Below are 20,451 nucleotides of genomic sequence, written 5' to 3'. Positions count from 1 at the left end.
GGCGCGCGATAGGCGCTAGAGCGTCGGCGCATTGTATTTTCGGGATTGAAGGCGGACCAGACTATGTGCGGCATTATCGGTATCGTTGGCAAAGATTCGGTCGCGGACCGTCTGGTCGATGGCCTCAGGCGGATGGAATATCGCGGCTACGACAGCGCCGGACTCTGCACTATCCACGAGGGCGATCTGGTTCGCCGTCGTTCGCAGGGCAAGCTCGCCAATCTGGTAGCGGAACTCGCCAGCCGGCCCGCGCCCGGCGATATCGGCATCGCCCACACCCGCTGGGCTACTCACGGCGCGCCGACCGAGGACAACGCCCACCCCCACGCCACCGATCATGTCGCGCTGGTTCACAACGGCATCATCGAGAACTTCAGGGAATTGCGCGAGGAACTGCGCGCCGATGGCCGTCGCTTCACCAGCGAGACCGATTCCGAAGTGGTCGCGCATCTGGTCTCGCGCGAGGTCGAGGGCGGGGCGAGCCCCGAGAAAGCGGTCAAGACCGTGCTGCCGCGGCTGCGCGGCGCCTTCGCGCTGGCTATCGCATTTCGCGCGCATCCCGACATGCTGATCGGCGCGCGGCGCGGTTCGCCGCTGGTGCTGGGCTATGGCGCCAAGGAGAATGGGGGCGAGATGTTCCTGGGCTCCGACGCCCTGGCGCTGGCCCCGCTGACGCAGCAGATCGCCTATCTCGAGGAAGGCGACTGGGTAGTGGTGCGCCGCGAGAGCGTCGAAATCTTCGATGCCGAAAACGAGCCGGTTGAGCGCGAGATCACCACCTCGGGCGCTTCCGCCGCGGCGGTGGAGAAGGGCAATTACCGCCATTTCATGCAGAAGGAGATATTCGAGCAACCGACCGTGGTCGCGCAGACGCTCGGCTCCTATCTGCGCCAGGCGGACAATTCCATCGCGTTGCCGCAGTTCGATTTCGACATCTCCAGCATTCGCCGGGTGACGATCGTCGCCTGCGGGACCTCCTACTACGCCGGGATGGTGGCGAAATACTGGTTCGAGCAATTCGCCCGCGTGCCGGTCGATATCGATGTCGCGAGCGAGTTCCGCTACCGCGATCCGGTGCTCGAGGAGGGCGGCCTCGCGCTGTTCATCAGCCAGAGCGGCGAGACCGCCGACACGCTCGCCGCGCTGCGCCATTGCAAAGCCAACGGCCAGACTATTGCGGTGGTGGTCAACGTCCCCACCAGCAGCATGGCGCGCGAGGCCGATTTGCTGCTGCCGACGCATGCCGGTCCGGAAATCGGGGTCGCATCGACCAAGGCCTTCACCTGCCAGCTCGCGGTGCTCGCCGCGCTCGCCGCGCATATGGCGGTCAAGAAGGGGTTGATGAACCGTGAGGAAGAGGCCGAGGTGGTCGGTCACCTGCTCGAGGCGCCGGCCTCGCTCAACGCTGCGCTCGACCATGACGAGGATATCGCGGCGATGGCGCATCTGATCGCCCCTGCGCGTGACGTGCTGTTCCTGGGCCGCGGGCCAGACTTCCCGCTGGCACTCGAAGGCGCGCTTAAATTGAAGGAAATCAGCTACATCCACGCCGAAGGCTATGCCGCTGGCGAGATGAAGCACGGCCCGATCGCGCTGATCGACGACCAGGTTCCGGTAGTGGTGCTCGCGCCTTCCGGTCCGCTGTTCGAGAAGACCGTCTCGAACATGGAGGAGGTCCGCGCGCGCGGTGGGCAGGTGGTGCTGATCTCCGATGCCCAGGGACTGGCGCAAGCGGGCGAGGGCTGCATCGCGACGATCGAGATGCCCAGTGTCCACCCGCTGATCGCGCCGCTGGTCTATGCGATCCCGGTGCAATTGCTCGCCTATCACGTCGCCTGCGTCAAAGGCACCGATGTCGATCAGCCGCGCAATCTCGCCAAGTCGGTGACTGTGGAATAACCAGAGGCGGCACGATCACAAGCAACACGCTATCCCGTGCGGATTTCGCTGTCCGTCGACTGACGAAGCTCCCTGGTCTCGGTTTGATCTCTCCGGAACATTACGAATGCCGGGCATTTTTGTACCCGATAGATTGAGCCCGTCAGTAGGGAGCATCGGCTTCGTTTTAGATCGGATCTTCGGATCGATCTTGGTCCAGAGCCGAGCGATGAGAGACTGACAAAGCCTGCGGCGTCCTTAGAACCTTCTCCTCCGCGGAGAACGGACCAAAGGGGCGCCGCAGGTTGTGTTTTGCCCCATTGTTGGCTTGGACGCTAACTGGCCGGATCGCGGGAACCGAGGCACTTTGGCAAAAACGCGCAAGCGAAATCGAAATCGCTATGGTAATCCCCTGAACACCTAAGTTTCGCAGGATTCCTCCACTCGGGACCTCGGGAAAGTCATCCGGCAAACAAGCCCCTCGGGCCGATAATCCATGCTGACCTCTGCTCGCAGCGCTCGCCTGATCATCTGTTCGATGAGCGCTGAGCCAAATCCCTGCCGGCTAGGCGGTTTTACCGGCGGACCGCCGGTTTCACACCACTCGATCAGGAACAAATGCTCGTCACCGTCACTCACGCATTCCGAAGTGATTGTAACTCGCCCACCGGGAGCCTTGAAGGCACCGTATTTTGCGGAATTTGTCGCAAGCTCGTGGAAGACCAATGCAAGGGGCTGGAGGGCCGTCGCGCAAAGCACCACCGGATCGCCTTCGATGATCACATTCGAACCGTCTCCGCTGCGGTAAAGGGCGAGTTCCGCGAGCAACAATTCGTTCAGAGTGATCTTCCCATTGCGCTCCTGCCGAAGAAGCGCCTGGGTCGCGGCCAATGCCCGCAACCGGTCTTGCAGGGATTGCGCGAGGTCTCCGATGCTTTCCGCGCTCTTTGCACTCAGCGACACGAGCGAACTGACCACTGAAATCATATTGCCGATCCGGTGATCCAGTTCGCGGGCGATCGCCTCGCGCTGATTTTCCATTTCCTTGCGTTCGGCGATATCGCGGTGAACCACGGTCAGGATCATCTTGCCATCGACCGAATGGCGCGACACGATCGCCTCGCTGGGAAATTCCTCCCCGTTCTTGCGTCGGCCCCAGACTTCGCGCTGGTTACCCATCAGCCGGTTCGTGCCATTCTTTCCCACCGCGAAGCTGCGCACCGATAGTGCGTGTTGCGCCTGGTAGCGTTGCGGCAACAGCAGTTCGACGTCCTTTCCGAGCACTTCTTCTGCGCTGTAGCCGAATGATTGCTCGGCAGCCCGGTTGAAGAACAGGATACTGCCTTCTTCATCGGTACAGATGACCGCATCGGCGATGAGAGCAAGCACGTCGACACTGACCGGATTCGATTGGAGCGATTGGGCAGCGGAATGTAGAGCTGAGGCTTCCATTTTCCCTCCCAGGGAAGAACGATCGCGTAGTTGCAGAATGCCAGACTAGTCTTTCTGTTTCGCACCGCAGTGCCGTCTGGCCGGTTCCAGTACTTGCCTTGACGTCGCGCACGATCCGGATCGTGCTGGAGTTGCGCGCGCCTGAGCATGAGCCCGGACGGGAAACATTTGCGAAGCAAACTGCGTCGCAAATATTCGTGATGTTGCCCGATCTACCCTGTCGAATCGGCTTTCTGCCATCCGTACATCACCGGAGAGCGCGTCTTTTCTCCGTCTCCTATTCAACCGTCAGGGCAGATTACACGAAGGACGGAGCATGGAAATTCTGACAAGCACGGCCGGCATGGTCGCGTTGAGGTTCACCGGGCGCCTGTGGCCCGGAGAGGTGAGCAAAGCCTACGAACTGATCGAGCAGGCGCTGGCCCTGCACGAGCGGATCCATCTGTTCGTGGAGGTCGACGAACTCGCCGGCATCGAATGGGAGGCGATGACTCAGGAAATGGCGGGGGGGCTGCGACTGTTCGGGAAGCTGAAGCGCTTCGGACGCGTGGCAATCGTCAGCGATCAATCATGGGTGCGGTGGCTGGCTCGCACCGAAAGCGCGCTGCTTCCCGGAATAAGCTATCGCACCTACTCGATCGCCGAGCGCGACCGCGCGCGGGCTTGGGTCGAAGGCCGGGAGGAACTCCCCTACGGGCACGCAATGCGGGTTATCGGCACGGACCGGCCGGATGTGCTCGGGATCGAGATCGATGGTCGACTTTCCAAGGAAGAGATGGCCAGTATCTCCGTGGAACTCAACGCTGCGCGCAGTGCGCAGGAGATCAAGTCGGTCCTGCTGCGGATTCGCTCCTTCGAGGGGTTCGACCCGAGCATAGCACTCGATGGCGACTATGCTCGAATGAAGCTTGGTTTTTTCCGTGAGCTGGACCGCTACGCGGTCGTGGGCGGACCGCAGTGGATCCGACAATGGGTCGAGTTCCTCGGACCTTTGGTGCGGATGGAAGTGCGATATTTTCCACCTGAGAACGAATCGGCCGCCTGGGAATGGCTGGGCGCGAAGCCGCTGGCAGATCCGGCGCCGGCTGATAGAGGTGCTTGAGCCGGTCTGCCGCATTGGCGCTCCGGACATGTCCTAGGTTACTTGGGCGCACCGGACGTTATCTTGCCTGCCGAACCATTGAGGGAAACTGGCTATGCGCTCGATACTGCTTCACATCGAAGACGACGATTGTCTGGAGGCCCGGCTTCAGGTCGCGCTCGATCTGGCTCGTGCTTTCGACGGGCACCTGACCTGCATGAAGCCGGTCCCCTGGGAGCTGGGGCCGCTCGTTGATTTCTACGGGATAATGGCGGCTCAGATACTTCCGGCAACGATCGAGCGGGCCGAAGCTCTCCGCAAGCAGATAGGCGAAAGACTGGCGAAGGAGGATGTCGCCTGGGACTGGGTGCAGAGCGATGGCTTTGCGTCCGAACATTTGCTGCGGCGCTGCGGCCTGAGCGACATCATCGTCCTTGGCAGCTACGATCCTCTCACCAACGAGGGGCCTTCAAAATTGGTCGGCGATATCATCCTCCGGTCGCAAACTCCGGTGCTGGTGGTTCCTCCGGGCCATACTGGCTTCGATTGCACGGGACCCGCCGTGGTCGCGTGGGACGGCTCGCCCGAGGCGTCGCGCGCCCTGCGCGGCGCATTGCCGCTGCTGGCCAGAGCGAGTTCGGTGCGCCTGGTCACCGTGGTCGAGGAGGAGGAAGCCGGCGGGTTCGATCTTCCGCCCGTACAAGGCGCAGAATACCTGTCGCGGCACGGGATCGCCTGCGAATTGCTCGACCTGCCGCTGAGGGCGAAATCCGTCGCGCAGGGCTTGCTGGCCGCTTCGACGGATAATCAGGCGTCGTATCTGGTGATGGGCGCCTACGGTCGTTCGCGCATGTCCGAGACGATCTGGGGCGGGGTAACGCGGGAAATCTTCGCCGATCCGCCCCTGCCGATATTCGCCTGCCATTGATGGATGCTCGCATAACGCTGGCGGGACAGCGATTCGCTTCGGGTAATCAGCTCGCGGTTGGCGACTGACCTGACGACCGCGATACGCCAACGGAATATCGCCGCCGCCAATCCTTCTCCGAGCCCAGGCCTGCGGAAAAGGCAATCCGCAACGCGTCCGCGAAATTGGTGACCTCAAGCTTTTCCATCGCGTTAGCGCGATAGACTTCCACCGTTCGCGGACTGATACCCAGATCGTAGGCAATGGTCTTGTTGGGATAACCGCAGGCCAGTCCATCGAGCACTTCATGCTCGCGCTGGGTGAGCAATGCGACCTGCGTCCGGGCCCTGGTCTCTCGCTCGCGCCAGCTTTTCCGATCGGCCAGCTGACTGAAACCGGTTTCGAGTGCGCGCAGCAGGTGGTCCCCCTCGAAGGGCTTCTCGAGGAAATCGATCGCGCCGCCCTGCATCGCGTTTACGGCGATAGCGATATCGCCATGTCCAGTGAGAACGATCACCGGCAGGTTGAAACCCCGCTCGGCCATCTCGGACTGGACCTCGAGCCCATTCATGCCGGGCATGCGCACGTCGAGCAGGACGCAGGCCGGTTGGGTCGGGTCGGCACCCTTGAGGAAGCTCTCTCCGTCAGGCCATTTTTCGATGCGGTATCCCGGTTTTCTCAGCAGCAGTTCGAGCGATCGGCGGATCGGCTCCTCGTCGTCGACGATGTGCACCAATTGGATATCTGCCATCGAGCACCCCGAAAATGGGTCTGCCCGAGGTGACGAGGTTTTACAACCGCCCGCTATGGATCGGATTTGGAGTGGGCTCCGACCGTCGCAGTATCGTCCTCTTCCAGATGCACGACCTTGAATGGCAAGCGGCTGCCATCGGGCTCCGTCAGCGTCACATATTCGCCCAGTCGCAACGGATGGGCGTCGAGATGATAGACGCTCTCATCGTCGTCGTCGCCGAGCTCATAGGAGAACGCCCAGCTATTTTCCTTGCGCAGCAGATAGCCCGACTGGCCTGGGGCGCCGGGCGACAATCGCTGAACCGTGGCCAGCGAAGGATCTGCGGCGCGCGCTTTTTCGTCGATCAGACCGTCGTCCGTCAGCGGTACGCGGAGGATGTAGGCATGGCTGGGCGAGCCTTCCGGAAACTCCGGGGTTCGGGCCAATTCGAGTCGCGCAAGCGTCCAGTGAGTCATTCATTTTCCTCCGATGATCTTTGCGCACCTTCACGCACCCCCGGCTCCCAGCGCTCTCATCTCGTCGAGCCATTGGCGCCGTCGATCCTCGTCCGCTTCTACGGATCCCAGGATCATCCGTTCGATCCGGCGAATTCCCACGAACTTGAGAATGTTGCGCTCGAGGCTCTTCACGCTGTGGGCACCATAGACCAGTTTGTAGAACAGGGTCGGCACGTCCCCCAGCCACAGGGGATACAGAACCACTATGTGTTCGGCCCAGACGATATCGCTCTGCGCCGAGGCGATCGCGGCTGATGGTTCGCCCTTCGTCCATTCCTCCGCGCTGCGCACGAACGGAATGTCGAGCTCGCCGAGCTTGAGCCGACGGACCTCATGCGCTTCCGCGCCCTCGGCGTAAGCCTCGGCGAGCGCATGCACGAAGCGGTCCGGGGATGGGTCCGGGTGACCGTCGATGATCAGGATCTTGCGAATGGTCATGACACCTCTGCGCTGGCGGACTGCCTGTCAGGTTGGAACCACCCTCAAACAGCGAGCAGACGCCGGCAAGGGGGGTGGGACCTCGTCGGCGCCTGCCTGCCTCGGTGTATCCAAACTCGGCAATTCCGCGACATTGGGATATATACGGAGGGGCACCCCAATTGCGCGAATATTCTCCACGCGGGACGGCATCTCGGTCCGGCGATGAATTTGACGCAGTCTTCACAGATGATATCTGTCGGTCTGGACCGTGCCATCTCATTCGGGAGGCTGGGCGGTGGCGGGCCACCACCTTATGACAGCAGTACCAATCGGCTGGAAAGCGTTTCGCGGCATTGCAGCGAGGTACGGGGTCGCTGCCGCTGCCGTGGGTGCGACCTATTTTCTGCGTCTCGCAGTCGATCCCATGGTCGGATCGAAGGCCACCTATATCCTGTTCGTACTGCCCGTGGTTTTCGCGATCCTGGTCGCCGGTCGCGGACCGGGAGTTTTCGCCGGAATGCTGTCGCTGGTCGCGGGCCTCACCCTGGTCGCTTCTGCAGACCGGCTTTCAGGTGCAACCCTCCTGCAGACAGGCATGTTCATCCTCGTGTGCGGAGGCATTGGCTGGCTCGACAGCCGCCGGTCGGCTCTGCGCGCGGCCGCCCAGCAAGCGAACAGGCTGCTCGATCTCATGCTCGAAGGCGCCTCGGGCTATGCGATCTTCACGATCGACGAGCATGGCTATATCACCAGCTGGAATCGCGGAGCGACGGACACGCTGGGGTGGAGCGCGGAACAGGCAACCGGTCAGCACGTCTCGATTTTCCTGACCGTTCCCGAAGCGCACTCGGTGGCCATGAACCAGCTCGAACGGGCTCGAAAAACGGGGCGCTTCGTGGGTGAGGCCTGGCAGAAGCGTGCCGATGGTTCGGAGTTCATCGCACACCTCACCGTCATCCCGATCAGCGAAGACAATGGAAAGGGAGTGAGCTTCGCCAAGATCGTTCACGACGTGACCGAGCGCAAGGCCGAAGAAAACGCGCTTCGCAGGCGCGAGGAACATCTCAAGTCGATCCTCGATACCGTGCCCGACGGCATGGTGGTGATCGACGAGCAGGGTATCATCCTGTCGTTCAGTCCGGCGGCGGAACATCTTTTCGGCCATTCGGAGGCCTCCGTGGTCGGCAAGAACGTAAGCCTGTTGATGCCTTTGCCTGACCGCGAGAGGCACGATGGCTATCTGCAGCGCTATCTCGAAACCGGCATTCCCAGAATCATCGGGATTGGAAGGATCGTTGACGGGCAGCGCGCGGACGGCAGCACCTTCCCCATGCAGTTGTCGGTGGGCGAGGCCCGCACGCCCGATCAGAGGCTCTTCACCGGCTTCATCCAGGATCTCAGCGAACGCCGCGCTTTTCAATCGCAGCTTGCAGAGCTTCAGTCGGAGTTGATCCATGTCTCCCGCCTCAGCGCGATGGGCACGATGGCTTCGACCCTCGCCCACGAGCTCAACCAGCCGCTAACCGCTATCGCCAGCTACAGCGAGGCGGCTGTGGCGCTGCTCGAGGATTCCGAACCGCCCGACGATGAAACGCTCATCGAGATCGTTTCGGACATGGGTCGACAATCGCTCCGCGCAGGGGACATCGTTCGCCGCTTGCGTGAATTCGTCTCCAAGGGTGATGTGAGCAAATCCCCGCAGGACCTTCCCAAAGTGATCGAGGAGGCCAGTGCGCTCGCCCTGGTCGGCATTCGGGAGAAAGGAGTGACCACCCACTTCTCCCTTGAACCCGACGCGACACCTGCCCTGATCGACAAGGTGCAGATCGAGCAGGTCCTCATCAATCTCATGCGCAACGCCATCGAAGCGATGGAGAACACCCCGGTAAAGCAACTGGAGGTCACCACCGTGCGGATTGATGCGGACACAATCCAGATATCGGTCATGGACACCGGGCCCGGGATTGCACCGGCAGTGCGGGATCGCCTGTTTCATGCCTTCAACAGCAGCAAGGATACCGGGATGGGCCTCGGGCTGTCGATCTGCCGCACGATAGTCGAAGCGCACGGAGGGCGCATCTGGGCAGCGGACAGGGAAGGAGGGGGCACCGAATTCCATTTCACCCTGGTGAGTCCGAGCGAGGAAGTGCCGTGAGGCGGATGCTCGCGATCGGTCGCGAGGCATGGGCGGACGTGTGACGATGCGAGCTCTTTGGCGCATCGGGATATTTACGGAATGAGGCCGGTCGAGCTCTCGGCTATTGGCGGTCGATAGTCTTCAATCGGGCGACCGCCTCGGAATCCCATGTTGCAACCTCCCGAATCCAGACACTGCGTTCTGCTCGTCGATGACGACGATGCAGTTCGGCGCAGCCTGCAGTTCCTGCTGCAATCAAGGGGCTACGCGGTCCGCGCCTATCCTTCCGGCGTCCGGTTGGCGAGCGATCCGGCCGCGCTCGCGTGTTGCTGCCTGCTCGCCGATCTGATGATGCCCCAGACCGACGCCGTCGAACTGTTGACCGAACTTCGAGCGGCGGGCTGGAACGGCAGATCGATCTTGATCAGCGGCTTTCTCGACGACCGGCGAGAGGCTTTCGCGCGCGCAGCGGGCTACGAGATCGTCCTGCCGAAACCGATCAGCCAATCCGTGCTCATGCGCACAATCGAGGAATTGATGCCGCGCTTGCGATAACGCCGCCCCCCGTCGCTCAAATATAGAAATGTCGAGGCCTGCAGCACGCAGGCCTCGACCGACTGCACTGGATAGACCAGTGGCGAAGTCGATCCTTCGCGAGAGTCAGCGAGATGCCGCCATCAAATGCGAGCAGCGCCGGGCCGGCGGTGGCGGGCGCAGAGCGCTCACACCAACCGTACCAAACCCACGCCCAGCGATCCCGCCAGCACGAGCATGCTGGCACCCAATGCGATCGCCGCGCTTTTGCCCTTCGCGCGCGCATAGGCGATCGTGATGCCCAGCTTCACCGTCATATTCGCGAGCACCGTGCCCCCCAGCGCCAGTGCCGCAAGCGCAGGAGAGATGGCGCCGACTTCCAGCCCGCCCACGGTCACGATGGCGGCATCGACGTCGATGCTGCCCATGATCAGGATAAGGATCGCAATACCCTGTTCGCCGAACCGGCCTTCCGCCCAGCGCGCTGCAACCGCTGCCGCCGCGACGAAGGCCACGAAAGCGAGCGCGGGTAGCAGCGCGATCGGATTGCCCGGCGCGGGTGCGCCATCGCTTGCCGATGATTTTCGATAGAGCCAGAAACCCGCGACGGCAGCCGTAATCAGCGCCGGCAGGATGATGACCATCAAGGGGAGAAATACGGAGGTCGCAAGGACCGATACCAGGATCAGTACGCGGATATACATCACCAGAGTGGCCAGCGCGATGCCTGCCGGTTCGGCGCCGCCGGCGCCGCCCGATCCGAGACGCTGCGCGAGCGACTGGGTGACCGCCGTGGAGCTGTAGGCTCCGCCAATCAAGGCGGTCACTATCGTTCCATGGCGGACCCCGACGATGCGATTGGCGATGTAACCGATGAAGGAAAAACCGGTCACCAGCACCACCACGAGCCACAGCTTCTGGAGGTCCCAGGCGCCGTATGGGCCATAAATGCCGCTGGGGAGGAACGGCAGCACTGCAACCGCGATCACCGCGAAGCGGGCCAGAGCCTTCACGTCCTGCTCCTCCAGTTTTTCGATCAGCGAATGCAGTTCGCTTCTGAGCGCTAGGGTCAGGGTTACCACTGCCGCACAGGCGATGCTGAGTGCCGGATTTCCGGAACCGGCCACGAACCCCAGCGCCAGCGTGAGAAGCCCGGCAATGGCTGTCGTCGCATCTGACTTGGGTGGCGCGACCGTTTTGAAATAGCCGATTGCAAGAACAACCGCTGCCGCCGCGAACAGCGCGCCGGCGACGAACTCTTGTCCATTCTCGCTCAAGAGGCCGGAAAGACCGCCGATAAGGCCAAGCAAGGTGAAAGTCCGCACCCCGGCAACGCGCGTTCCGTCCGAGGCCTGGCGCAGGTTCCAGCCCCGTTCGATGCCGATCAGCAGCCCGACCGCCAGAGCGGCCCCTATCGCCAGATATTCGGCATTCCAGTTCATCCGACGATCTCCCCGGAAGTGCGCGCTGCATTCCCGGCGCGTCGCTGCCAGAATATCCGGGAACTCGCGCTTCGGCTATTGTCAGTCATGTCGCTGCTTTCGCAATAGGAACGCGAGCGGTGCCGCACCGGTCGCTTCGGTCTGCGAGGCTATGCAGGAAGGACGCGGTACGGAGAAGGCTTCCTGCGCCCCGTTTTTTTCGCCGATTGCGGGACGTTGTGAGCGGTGCGAGTATTACACAGGTCGCCGATCCGGATCCCGATGCAGTTCCCGTGGACGTGCCGGAAACGGAAATGACAAACGCGCCGCCCCAAGAGGGCGAGCCGCCACCCGAGGAGTAAGGCTGAGCGGGCCGACGCGGCGGTCACGGCAGTATTGGATCCAATATCGAGGTGCTCCCGCGTTTGCCCGCCTTATCCGACTACGATTGCGGCCGAGTTGGCGCAGGTCGGGAAATTGGTTCAGCGCCACCCGTCTCTGCCCCGCAAGATAGAAGCAGCGTGCATCGCCGCCCTGCCGCGCGAAAACCTGCACTACGTTGCTGTCGCGGCCGCTATCATGCCATTTGTTGCAGCCGGTGATCTTGTGCGTCGGTCGAACCGGATCGATGTCGATCGTCGGGTGGTAATGGCCACGCCGCGCCAGGCGCAATTTCGGTTCATCCTTTACCGGCGCATAACCTTTTGGGCGTAGTCGCGAAGGCGTGAAAGACAGCAAATCAGCCCCAATCGATTTTGCCGAAGGGATGTGCGCGCGCATCGTCCTTGGGCTGAAGGAGCCTGTGAGGGGCGACTGGTCGCAATTGCAGGGTTCGCAATATGCACTGCTTGCCGCGCGGCTGCCGATGCGGATTGCGCTGCATTTGGCCGGCGTGGCGCTGTTCTTCTATCTTTTCCAGCCGGTGGTCGGTCCATGGGTCATCGGTGCGTGGGGCGTGGTGGTCCTCATCGTAACCGCCGACGGGGCCCGCCTCGATCTGACGATGCGCGATGCCAATCAGCGCATTTTCACCAGAGATGAATATCTGCGCCATACTCTCTACTCGGGTCTCAAAGGCGTGGTCTGGGCCCTGCCGGCTTTCCTGTTCATGCCGCTGGCCGATCCCGGGACCAATGCCATCGCCTGGGGCTTCGCGGGAATCATGCTGCTCGTCTCGGCGGTTTCGCGCTACGGCGCGCCGGCCGGGACGGTATTGTTCTGCATCGTCACCGCCTTCGGATATGCGGCTGGTCTCCTGCTGATGGGCGAAATCGGCCTCGGGATCATCGCGATTGTAACGGGAGTTTTCGCCGCCTTCGGCACCATCGAGGGCGCGCGTGTGGCGCTGTCGGCCAAGATTGCCCAATTGGGAATGAACGAGAAGAGCGAAGTCGTCTCGCTGCTGCTGCGCGAATACGAGGACTCCGATGCCGACTGGTTGTTCGAGCTCGATCCGCGTCGCCGCCTGCGATCGGTCTCGCCGCGACTCGCGGTCGCGCTGGGACAGGAACTGTCCGAGATCGAAGGCCGCAGCTTCCTCGAGCTGATTTCCGGAAGCGCCTGGGAAACCGGTCGCTTTCCCTCAAGCCTCCACGAATTCGCCGAGAAGCTGAAGAAGCGCGAGAATTTCTCCAATCTCGTGGTCGAGGTGATGGTCAACGACGAGCGCCGCTGGTGGGAATTGTCGGGCACCTCGATCTTCAACGAGAGCGGCGGCTACGCCGGCTTCCGCGGGGTCGGTTCGGATGTCACCACCCAGCGCGAATCCTCGGAGAAGATCGCCTATCTCGCGCGCTTCGACACGCTCACCGCGCTGCCCAACCGGCTGATGCTCAACGAGGCGCTGGGGGATGCGATCGGCTATGCCGCAAAATGGCGCACCCGCTGCGCTTTCCTGATGATCGATCTCGACCGCTTCAAGGCGGTCAATGATTCGCTCGGCCATCTGACCGGCGACCGCCTCCTGGGTCTGGTGGCGGGACGGCTCAAGAGCCTGATGACCGAGAACAAGATCTGTGGCCGGCTGGGCGGCGACGAATTCGGCGTGGTAATCCGAGATGCCGCCGATCGCTCGAAGGTCGAGCAGGTGGCGAAATCGATCATCGAGCATCTGTCCGAGCCCTACCAGGTCGATCAGCACGTTCTCTATGTCGGCGCCAGCATCGGCGCTGCCTTCGGGCCGCGTGACGGGCGCTCGGTCGAGGAATTGATGCGCAACGCCGATCTGTCTCTTTATCGCGCCAAGGATTCTGGCGGCGGCGAATACCGCGAATACGAACCCTCGCTCCACGCCACGGCAGAAGAACGGCGCCAGCTCGAATTCTCGCTGCGCAACGCGCTCAAGAACGACGAGCTGTCGCTCGCTTATCAGCCGGTGGTCGACGCCAACACCGAGCAGGTCGTCAGTTTCGAGGCGCTGGTGCGCTGGAACAGCGACGTCCATGGCTCGGTCAGCCCGGGCAAGTTCATCCCGCTGGCCGAAGACACCCGCCTGATTGTTCCGATCGGCAAATGGGTGATGCAGCAGGCCTGTTGCGAAGCCGCGCAATGGCCTGCGCATATCGGCATCAACGTCAATGTCTCCCCCGAACAGCTGACCGAACCGGATTTCGCGACCAGCGTGGTCCACGCGCTGTCGCACAGCGGCCTGTCCGCCGAACGGCTCGAAATCGAGGTGACCGAGAGCATCTTCCTGCGTGATGCCAATGTGGCCCGCCGCGCGCTCGAACAGGTGATGGCGCTGGGCTGCTCTGTGGCGCTCGACGACTTCGGTACCGGCTACTCCTCGCTCGGCTATCTGCGCAAGCTGCGCTTCTCGACCATCAAGGTCGACCAGACTTTCGTGCAAGGCGCATCGCAGGACAGCGCCGAGAGCCTGGCAATCATCAACGCGGTCGTTGCGATGGCGCGCAGCCTCGGCATGACGACCACCGCCGAGGGCGTGGAAACCGCCGAGGAAGCCGAGATGATCCGCTCGATGGGCTGCAACAAGATTCAGGGCTATCACTTCGGACGCCCGATGCCCGCCGCCGAAGCCCGACAGGTCTTCGAACGCGAAGAGGCGCGCAGGCTGGCCTGAGCCCGGTTTCGGCTAGCGCCGGTGCGCCGCCTCAGGCGTGAGCGAGCGCCTTTAAGACATTCTCGAAGAGCGCGCGGCCATCTGTACCGCCATGCGCGGCATCGACTGCGCGCTCGGGGTGCGGCATCATGCCCAGCACATTGCCGCTAGCGTTGAGAACCCCAGCGATATCGCGGCGCGAGCCGTTGCAATTCTCGACATAGCGCAGCGCCACGCGCCCGTCGCCCTCCAGCCGGTCGAGCGTGGCCTCGTCGGCGAAGTAATTGCCATCGTGATGCGCCACAGGGATACGAAGGCGCTGTCCGGGCTCGAAGCCGCGGGTGAACAACGAGTCGGTGTTCTCCACCGTGAGATCGACGGTGCGGCAGATGAAATGCTGGCTGGCGTTGCGCATCAGCGCGCCGGGCAGCAGCCCCGCTTCGGTCAGCACCTGGAAACCGTTGCACACGCCCAGCACGGGCACGCCGCGACCCGCCGCCGCAGCGACCTCGCGCATGATCGGGCTGTTCGCCGCCATCGCGCCCGAACGCAGGTAATCGCCATAGGAGAAGCCGCCGGGCAGGGCGATGAAGTCGAGCCGGTCGGGCAGCGCGCTGTCGCCATGCCAAACACGGATCGGCTGCTGGCCCGAAATCGATTCCACCGCCACCGCCATGTCGCGGTCGCAATTGGAGCCGGGAAAAGTGACGACTGCGGCGCGGAAGCTCATTGTCCGACCTTTTCGATGCGGTAATTCTCGATCACAGTGTTGGCGAGCAGCTTCTCGCACATCGCTTCCAGATCGGCATCGCTGGTCGCGTCCGCCACTGTGAGCTCGATCAGCCGCCCGATGCGGACATCCTCGACCCCGGCGAAACCGAGTCCGTCGAGTGCATGATGCACCGCGCGGCCCTGCGGATCGAGCACGCCGGGCTTGAGGCTGACATGGATGCGGATATTCATGGGCGGCGAACCTTTCGAATTACGGCGGAGGTCACGTATGCTGCGCCTATGCCGATGCCGCCGCCGAAGGGCAAGCTGCGGCCCAGGCTCACTCCGCCGCGCTTGTCTCTGGGACGACGCGGATGCGCACCGCCTGGGCAGGATCGAGATACAGCGCCGCTAGCGCCTGAAGGTCGGCCGGGGTGATCTCCAGCTGGCGGTCCTTTGCTTCGAGGAAGCGGCGGATATCCTCGGGCTCGCTTTGCGCGCGATCGACCAGCCCCATCCAGCCGCCATTGCTCTTGAGGCGGTTGTCGAGGCTTTCGAGGATTGGCTGCCGGGCGCGCTCGACCAGATCCGTATCGGGTCCATCCGCAATCATCGTGCTGACGGTTTCCTCGATCGCCGCCTCTGCCGCGTCGAGCTGCGCGACATCGACCGAAGCGCCCAGGCTGAAGGTGCCGTAGTCGCGGTAGATGTTCGACGGACTGCTGTCGACGGAGGGCGAATAGGTTTGCCCGAGCTCCTCGCGCAGCTTTTCGGTCAGCGCCAGCCGCATCACTCGCGACAGCAGCGTCAAGCGGCTGGTGCGCGTCCAGTCGCTGTCGTCGACGGTCGGCCAGACCATACGCAGCACCGCCTGGTCGGGTTCGCCGCCATGCGTCAGCGTGACGGTCTCGCGCCGCTCGGTGAAGCTGCGCTCGCGGCTCTTGCCTTCGTAGGCGCGGAAGACCGGTTCGCGCTGCGGCAGCGCGCCGAACGTCTGCGCGACCGTACGGATTGCCTCGTCCTCGTCGAAATCGCCGACCAGCGCGATCTCGATCGCGCCATTGGCCAGCCGGTCGCCGATGGTGGCGGCGAGCTGGTCGTATTCGAGCGCTCTATAGGCATCCAGCGGCTGGCGGGTGAAGCGCGGGTCCTGGTCCGACAGCAGCGGACCAAGCCCTTCGCCCAGCGCCGATTCCGGCGTGCGACCAAGCCGGGCGAAGAAATCCGCCAGCGAGCGCTGCCACGGGCCGAGACCCTCGGTGCGGTAGCCGGGATCGGTGAGATAGGCAGCCATCAATTGTAGCTGCAGCTCGAGGTCTCGCGGGGTGGTGGTGGCGCCGCCGCTGAAAGTCTCGCCGCCCGCCGTGAAGCCCGCCCCGACCGAACGCCCGGCGAGGATCGACTGCAATTCGTCGCGGCTGTGCCGGCCGAGCCCGCCTGCGGTGTAGAGCCCCGTCAGTTCGACTGCGAGCGGATCGCCGCGTGAGGCGAGCATCCGTCCGCCATCGATGTTGAGCTGGACCGACACCCGGTCGTCCGCGAGGTCGGTGGGCTTGAGATTGAGCATCACGCCATTGGCGAAGCGGATTGTGCGGATGTCGAGATCCGAGGTCCGGCTGTCCGCGACCACCTCGCCGACGGGCCCGAAATCGGTATAGGCGAATTCGACGCTGACGGTGTCCTGCGGCGGGGCGACGGGGCGGGCGAAAGCCGCTTCCACCGCGGCGCGCAGCGCTGCCTCCCCGCCCTCGGGCGCGGTCTTCCCCGAGAAGCGGATCAGCGGCTCGTCGAGCGCGATGCTGTCCGCGCGCATGGCGGCGAGCACCTCGGCAGGGGTCACGCCCGGTGCCATTCCCTCGAACCGCTGGAGCGTTTCGGCGGGCGCGGTGGGTACGCCATCGCCGCGCGCAATCGCCAGCGCCTGGCCTACCAGCGCGGCATTGCTGCGCGTCTCGGCATTGGCCACCGCGTTCTCCAGCCCGGTGCGGATATTGGCCAGTTGTTCGGAGATTTCGTCCTCGCTGAAGCCATGCGTGAGCGCGCGGCGATATTCGTCTACCGCCACTTCAAGGGCTTGGCTCCAGCGTCCTTCTTCGCTCGCGACGCCGAGCGTGCTGCTACGGCCCGCCTCGAACACATTGTTGGTGGAAAATCCGACTCCGCGAAACGGCGGATTCTCGTTGCGCTGGAGCCGCTGCAACCGCCGCGACAGCGCGCCTGCGCCGACCTGTCGCAGCAGCGCTGCGCGCCGCTCCGCGCGCGTATCTGGCCGGTCGATATAAGGGCCATGGCGCACCAGCGAGATCGTTTCGGTCAATGCCGGATCGAGATAGATGTCCGTCGCGCCGCTATAATCGGGATCGATCGGGCCGCCATCGGGCTGGTCGGGTGAGGGCGCCGGGACCCAGTTGCCGAAATATTCGACGATCTTCGCTTCGACCAGCGCAGGATCGAAATCGCCTACCACCACGATCACAGTGTCGGTGGGGACATATTCGCGCTCCCAAAAGGCGCGCAAATTCGCGGCATCGGCGGCTTCAAGCGTCTCGGCGGTGCCGATTGGCAGCCGCTCGGCGATCAGCGAGCCGGGATAGGCGAATTCGAGCGAATCGACCGTGTTCTTGAGCGCATAGCCGTTGCGCACCCGCCTTTCGGCAAGGATCACACCCTTTTCGCGCTGAACCGCTTCCTCGTCGAAGGTCAGCTCGCTCGCGGTCTCGCGCATCAGCATCAGCGCGGTGTCGAGCAGTTCCGCGTCGGCGCGCGGCAGGTCGAGCTTGTATTGCGTGCGATCGAAACTCGTCGAGGCATTGGTGTCCGCGCCGAAGGCCAGTCCCAGCCGTTCGAGCAGCTTGATCATCTCGCCCTCGGGCACATTGGTCGAACCGTTGAAGGCCATGTGCTCGACGTAATGGGCGTAGCCGCGCTCCTCGGCGCGCTCATCTAGCGAGCCAGCGGCGATGTCCATCCGGACCAGCGCAGTGTTCTCGGGCCGGTCGTTACGGCGTACGATATAGCGCAAGCCGTTGTCGAGCTGGCCGAAATACCAGCCGCTCTCGGGTTCGAACTCGCTGTCCTCCAGCTCCCAGTCCGAGGCATTCCAGCCCACCGGTTCGGCGAAGGCTGGGGCGGCGATGATGCCGGAGACTGCGGTGGTGACGAAGAGCGAGAGCGCGAGACGCGTCGAATGGCGAAGCTTCATGGCACAGTTCTGCCCGAGCAAAACTGAAGTTTCAATGACAAGCCTTTGCGAAGGCGTTTATTTCTTCGGTTTGCTGCCGCGCAGCCTTCCGCGGTGGGCGGAAAGGTCGAAAACCTCGCCCGCGCCATTGTCCTCGTTCTGAAGCAGTCCGAGCCGCCGTGCTACCTCGCGATAAGCCTCTTCCTCGCCACCCAGATCGCGGCGGAAGCGATCCTTGTCGAGCTTCTCGCCGGTGTTGACGTCCCACAGCCGGCAGCCGTCCGGGCTGATCTCGTCGGCCAGGATGATGCGACTGAAATCGCCATCCCACAGCCGCCCGAACTCGAGCTTGAAATCCACGAGCCGGATATCGATCGCGGCGAACATGCCGCACAGGAAGTCGTTGACCCGGATCGCCATCGAGGAAATGTCCTGCATCTCCTCGCCGCTGGCCCAGTTGAAGCAGGCGATATGTTCCTCGGCGATCAGCGGATCGCCCAGCGCATCGTCCTTGTAGTAATATTCGATCAGCGTGTGCGGCAACGGCTCGCCTTCTTCCAGCCCCAGCCGCTTGCAGATCGAGCCCGCAGCGATGTTGCGGACAACCACCTCGATCGGCACGATCTCGACCTGGCGGACGAGCTGTTCGCGCATGTTGAGGCGGCGGATGAAATGGGTCGGCACCCCGATGTGCGACAGCCGCGTGAAGATATATTCGCTGACGCGGTTGTTGATCACGCCCTTGCCGTTGATCGTGCCCTTCTTCTCGGCGTTGAAGGCGGTGGCGTCATCCTTGAAATATTGGATGATCGTGCCCGGCTCGGGTCCTTCGTAGAGGATCTTGGCCTTGCCTTCGTAAATCTGGCGGCGACGAGCCATGCGGCGTTTCCTTACGACGAGAAGTGCGACGAAAAAACATCCGCCCCGGGCGCGGAATCGGTGCAATCCGCAGACCGGGGCGAGGCGATCTGCTTACATGAGGCTTGCAGGCGAGGCAATCAATGTGCCGGGCCTTCGAAAAGGGCGTTTGTGGCTGCCGTGCTTGGAGCAACTCGGGCGAGAGTGGTGCCCAGGGAGGGATTCGAACCCCCGACACTGCGATTTTCAGTCGCATGCTCTACCAACTGAGCTACCTGGGCCCATTATTCCGGGCGTCTCGCGGGACCACTGGGCCGCACATGGGGCTATTCGGCGACCGGCGAGCGGTTGGAGCGCCGCCCTATGGCGAAGCGGCCTGCGCTTGGCAAGGGCGTTTTCAGTCCTCCTCGCCGCGGATCACCTCGGCGGCGATTTCCTCGGGCGCGGCGGGCCGGCCGGGCACGGCGTAGCCATCGCCGAACCAGCGCGCGAGATCGCGGTCGCGGCAGCGTTGCGAGCAGAAGGGCGCGTGTTCCTCGACGCGCGGCTTCTTGCAGATCGGGCAGGATTTCCTCGGTGCAGTCATGTCGTGACCGCCTGGGCGAAGCCGCCCTCGAGTGCAAGCCTCGGGTCGCTGTGCGTCAACACCGTGCGCCCGGTCCTTCGCGCCAGATCGGTCTGCCATTCGGGCTGCAACCGGGCGAGGACGGCGGGATGCGCGGTTAACAGCAGGCAGCCGGGTTCCGCGACGAATTCGGCGCGCCGCAGCAGCAGCCGCGCGGCGCTGCCCGCGCGGTCGTGGTGGAGGCGGCGCAGCAGCGAGGGCCTCTCGGCGCGCGCGACAATCTGGACGAAGCCGAAGCCGTTCATCGCGGTGCGTTCGTGGTTCCAGTGGCCAAGCGCGGTATCGAGCGCGGCATCCACCGCCTTGCGGTCGGTCTTGGCGGCGAGCGTGGGAAAATCGACCCCGATCGAGCCCGCCAGATCGAGGCGTCCGACCGCCTCGGCCAACGCAGGGACCGCGGCCAGCGCGAGGCGGCGCGGATCGTCGGGACCGTCGATATCGATCAGCACCATCGCGCTCGTGTCGAAGAAGGCCAGTTCGCCGCCGTCGAAGGCGACCGCGCCCGACCACGCTTCGAGCCAGAGCTCTTCCCACTCGTCGTCGGGGAAACGGCGGACGGTTTCGACCTCGTGACCAGCCTTGCCCAATTGCTCGGCGAGCGTGGGGGCGGGGCAGGTCGATGCGTCGGTCGGCACGGCCTGCGCCAGCTTGATCCGGTCGCGCTCCTTCGTGCCCGCGCGGATGACTCGGGCACGGATCGCGCCGCCTTCGCTGGCGGATGCCGGGAGCCGGTCGACCAAGGCTTCCTCGCCGCTGGCGAAGCGTAATGTCCCGCGGGAGCTTCCCTTGGCGCGCGACACCAGCACGGCGTCCTCGACCTGGCCTGCCGTTAGAGCGCCCGGCCAGTGAAGACGAGCTTCGACGATACGACCGCGTTCGAGCTTGACCGCGCGCTCCTCGGCGATGCCCTGCTCGACGTACCAGGTCATTGCGTGCG

18 protein-coding genes and 1 tRNA gene are annotated in these 20,451 nt (G+C 63.5%); 7 read left to right on the top strand and 12 right to left on the bottom strand.

What is annotated here, in order from left to right; genetic code table 11:
• Positions 1 to 63 precede the first annotated feature (63 nt).
• Positions 64 to 1,899, top strand: coding sequence for a glutamine--fructose-6-phosphate transaminase (isomerizing) (glmS, locus tag ACWIKC_RS08025; RefSeq protein ID WP_454596989.1), 1,836 nt, complete (start codon positions 64 to 66; stop codon positions 1,897 to 1,899).
• A 399-nt stretch (positions 1,900 to 2,298) separates the two neighbouring features.
• Here the strand turns inward: glmS and ACWIKC_RS08020 are convergent, their stop codons facing one another.
• On the bottom strand, positions 2,299 to 3,330 hold the full coding sequence (locus ACWIKC_RS08020; RefSeq protein WP_454596988.1) for a PAS domain S-box protein: 1,032 nt from the start codon (positions 3,328 to 3,330) through the stop codon (positions 2,299 to 2,301).
• Between the two features lie 316 nt (positions 3,331 to 3,646).
• Here ACWIKC_RS08020 and ACWIKC_RS08015 point away from each other — a divergent pair, with 316 nt between their 5' ends.
• Together ACWIKC_RS08015 and ACWIKC_RS08010 are read left to right on the top strand one after the other, a co-directional pair.
• Positions 3,647 to 4,432, top strand: coding sequence for an STAS/SEC14 domain-containing protein (locus tag ACWIKC_RS08015; RefSeq protein ID WP_454596987.1), 786 nt, complete (start codon positions 3,647 to 3,649; stop codon positions 4,430 to 4,432).
• A 94-nt stretch (positions 4,433 to 4,526) separates the two neighbouring features.
• Positions 4,527 to 5,339 (top strand): universal stress protein, encoded by an 813-nt coding sequence (locus tag ACWIKC_RS08010; protein ID WP_454596986.1) that lies wholly within the window; start codon positions 4,527 to 4,529, stop codon positions 5,337 to 5,339.
• 46 nt (positions 5,340 to 5,385) lie between these two features.
• Here the strand turns inward: ACWIKC_RS08010 and ACWIKC_RS08005 are convergent, their stop codons facing one another.
• The 3 genes from ACWIKC_RS08005 to ACWIKC_RS07995 are packed head-to-tail and all read right to left on the bottom strand — an operon-like array spanning position 5,386 to position 7,007.
• Positions 5,386 to 6,069, bottom strand: a complete 684-nt coding sequence (locus ACWIKC_RS08005; RefSeq protein WP_454596985.1) for a response regulator transcription factor — start codon at positions 6,067 to 6,069, stop codon at positions 5,386 to 5,388.
• 53 nt (positions 6,070 to 6,122) lie between these two features.
• Positions 6,123 to 6,527: a hypothetical protein gene (locus tag ACWIKC_RS08000; RefSeq protein WP_454596984.1), complete on the bottom strand. Its 405-nt coding sequence runs from the start codon at positions 6,525 to 6,527 to the stop codon at positions 6,123 to 6,125.
• 30 nt (positions 6,528 to 6,557) lie between these two features.
• On the bottom strand, positions 6,558 to 7,007 hold the full coding sequence (locus ACWIKC_RS07995; RefSeq protein WP_454596983.1) for an NAD(P)H-dependent oxidoreductase: 450 nt from the start codon (positions 7,005 to 7,007) through the stop codon (positions 6,558 to 6,560).
• Between the two features lie 499 nt (positions 7,008 to 7,506).
• Here ACWIKC_RS07995 and ACWIKC_RS07990 point away from each other — a divergent pair, with 499 nt between their 5' ends.
• A complete protein-coding gene (locus tag ACWIKC_RS07990; RefSeq protein ID WP_454596982.1) occupies positions 7,507 to 9,144 on the top strand; it encodes a PAS domain-containing sensor histidine kinase in 1,638 nt (545 codons plus the stop codon).
• A gap of 150 nt (positions 9,145 to 9,294) precedes the next feature.
• Complete coding sequence (locus ACWIKC_RS07985; protein ID WP_454596981.1) at positions 9,295 to 9,681, top strand: response regulator; 387 nt, start codon at positions 9,295 to 9,297, stop codon at positions 9,679 to 9,681.
• Between the two features lie 167 nt (positions 9,682 to 9,848).
• On the opposite strand, the gene ACWIKC_RS07980 is transcribed toward ACWIKC_RS07985, so the two are convergent.
• Positions 9,849 to 11,102 carry an MgtC/SapB family protein gene (locus tag ACWIKC_RS07980; protein ID WP_454596980.1) on the bottom strand — a complete coding sequence of 418 codons (1,254 nt, stop codon included), beginning with the start codon at positions 11,100 to 11,102 and terminating at the stop codon, positions 9,849 to 9,851.
• A gap of 438 nt (positions 11,103 to 11,540) precedes the next feature.
• Between ACWIKC_RS07980 and ACWIKC_RS07975 the strand changes: the two genes are divergently transcribed.
• Both ACWIKC_RS07975 and ACWIKC_RS07970 read left to right on the top strand, forming a co-directional pair.
• Positions 11,541 to 11,795, top strand: a complete 255-nt coding sequence (locus tag ACWIKC_RS07975; RefSeq protein WP_454596979.1) for a hypothetical protein — start codon at positions 11,541 to 11,543, stop codon at positions 11,793 to 11,795.
• A 52-nt stretch (positions 11,796 to 11,847) separates the two neighbouring features.
• The gene (locus ACWIKC_RS07970) at positions 11,848 to 14,160 is read left to right on the top strand and encodes a putative bifunctional diguanylate cyclase/phosphodiesterase (RefSeq protein WP_454599466.1); all 2,313 of its coding nucleotides are present in this window, start codon (positions 11,848 to 11,850) and stop codon (positions 14,158 to 14,160) included.
• Positions 14,161 to 14,191: 31 nt separating this feature from the next.
• On the opposite strand, the gene purQ is transcribed toward ACWIKC_RS07970, so the two are convergent.
• The 7 genes from purQ to ACWIKC_RS07935 form a co-directional block, all read right to left on the bottom strand.
• Positions 14,192 to 14,869: a phosphoribosylformylglycinamidine synthase subunit PurQ gene (gene purQ / locus ACWIKC_RS07965; protein WP_454596978.1), complete on the bottom strand. Its 678-nt coding sequence runs from the start codon at positions 14,867 to 14,869 to the stop codon at positions 14,192 to 14,194.
• On the bottom strand, positions 14,866 to 15,102 hold the full coding sequence (purS, locus tag ACWIKC_RS07960) for a phosphoribosylformylglycinamidine synthase subunit PurS (protein WP_454596977.1): 237 nt from the start codon (positions 15,100 to 15,102) through the stop codon (positions 14,866 to 14,868). Before purS ends, purQ begins: the two co-directional genes overlap by 4 nt.
• Before the next feature lie 88 nt (positions 15,103 to 15,190).
• A complete protein-coding gene (locus tag ACWIKC_RS07955) occupies positions 15,191 to 18,052 on the bottom strand; it encodes a M16 family metallopeptidase (RefSeq protein ID WP_454596976.1) in 2,862 nt (953 codons plus the stop codon).
• 57 nt (positions 18,053 to 18,109) lie between these two features.
• Positions 18,110 to 18,910, bottom strand: a complete 801-nt coding sequence (gene purC, locus ACWIKC_RS07950; RefSeq protein WP_067608130.1) for a phosphoribosylaminoimidazolesuccinocarboxamide synthase — start codon at positions 18,908 to 18,910, stop codon at positions 18,110 to 18,112.
• A gap of 184 nt (positions 18,911 to 19,094) precedes the next feature.
• Positions 19,095 to 19,170, bottom strand: a tRNA-Phe gene (locus ACWIKC_RS07945).
• A gap of 116 nt (positions 19,171 to 19,286) precedes the next feature.
• Positions 19,287 to 19,475 (bottom strand): DNA gyrase inhibitor YacG, encoded by a 189-nt coding sequence (gene yacG, locus ACWIKC_RS07940; protein WP_454596975.1) that lies wholly within the window; start codon positions 19,473 to 19,475, stop codon positions 19,287 to 19,289.
• Complete coding sequence (locus ACWIKC_RS07935) at positions 19,472 to 20,443, bottom strand: ribonuclease (RefSeq protein WP_454596974.1); 972 nt, start codon at positions 20,441 to 20,443, stop codon at positions 19,472 to 19,474. The genes yacG and ACWIKC_RS07935 overlap by 4 nt, the downstream gene beginning before the upstream one ends.
• Between the last annotated feature and the right edge of the window lie 8 nt (positions 20,444 to 20,451).

This window comes from Qipengyuania sp. SM2507 (assembly GCF_053714505.1).
The sequence above is the reverse complement of the archived record's forward strand: the minus strand, read 5'-3'. Positions and strand labels throughout refer to the sequence as shown.

Coding starts and splice junctions, on each gene's coding strand:
- glmS (WP_454596989.1), top strand. CDS start 64: ATGTGCGGCATTATCGGTATCGTTGGCAAAGATTCGGTCGCGGACCGT.
- ACWIKC_RS08020 (WP_454596988.1), bottom strand. CDS start 3,330: ATGGAAGCCTCAGCTCTACATTCCGCTGCCCAATCGCTCCAATCGAAT.
- ACWIKC_RS08015 (WP_454596987.1), top strand. CDS start 3,647: ATGGAAATTCTGACAAGCACGGCCGGCATGGTCGCGTTGAGGTTCACC.
- ACWIKC_RS08010 (WP_454596986.1), top strand. CDS start 4,527: ATGCGCTCGATACTGCTTCACATCGAAGACGACGATTGTCTGGAGGCC.
- ACWIKC_RS08005 (WP_454596985.1), bottom strand. CDS start 6,069: ATGGCAGATATCCAATTGGTGCACATCGTCGACGACGAGGAGCCGATC.
- ACWIKC_RS08000 (WP_454596984.1), bottom strand. CDS start 6,527: ATGACTCACTGGACGCTTGCGCGACTCGAATTGGCCCGAACCCCGGAG.
- ACWIKC_RS07995 (WP_454596983.1), bottom strand. CDS start 7,007: ATGACCATTCGCAAGATCCTGATCATCGACGGTCACCCGGACCCATCC.
- ACWIKC_RS07990 (WP_454596982.1), top strand. CDS start 7,507: ATGCTGTCGCTGGTCGCGGGCCTCACCCTGGTCGCTTCTGCAGACCGG.
- ACWIKC_RS07985 (WP_454596981.1), top strand. CDS start 9,295: ATGTTGCAACCTCCCGAATCCAGACACTGCGTTCTGCTCGTCGATGAC.
- ACWIKC_RS07980 (WP_454596980.1), bottom strand. CDS start 11,102: ATGAACTGGAATGCCGAATATCTGGCGATAGGGGCCGCTCTGGCGGTC.
- ACWIKC_RS07970 (WP_454599466.1), top strand. CDS start 11,848: ATGTGCGCGCGCATCGTCCTTGGGCTGAAGGAGCCTGTGAGGGGCGAC.
- purQ (WP_454596978.1), bottom strand. CDS start 14,869: ATGAGCTTCCGCGCCGCAGTCGTCACTTTTCCCGGCTCCAATTGCGAC.
- purS (WP_454596977.1), bottom strand. CDS start 15,102: ATGAATATCCGCATCCATGTCAGCCTCAAGCCCGGCGTGCTCGATCCG.
- ACWIKC_RS07955 (WP_454596976.1), bottom strand. CDS start 18,052: ATGAAGCTTCGCCATTCGACGCGTCTCGCGCTCTCGCTCTTCGTCACC.
- purC (WP_067608130.1), bottom strand. CDS start 18,910: ATGGCTCGTCGCCGCCAGATTTACGAAGGCAAGGCCAAGATCCTCTAC.
- yacG (WP_454596975.1), bottom strand. CDS start 19,475: ATGACTGCACCGAGGAAATCCTGCCCGATCTGCAAGAAGCCGCGCGTC.
- ACWIKC_RS07935 (WP_454596974.1), bottom strand. CDS start 20,443: ATGACCTGGTACGTCGAGCAGGGCATCGCCGAGGAGCGCGCGGTCAAG.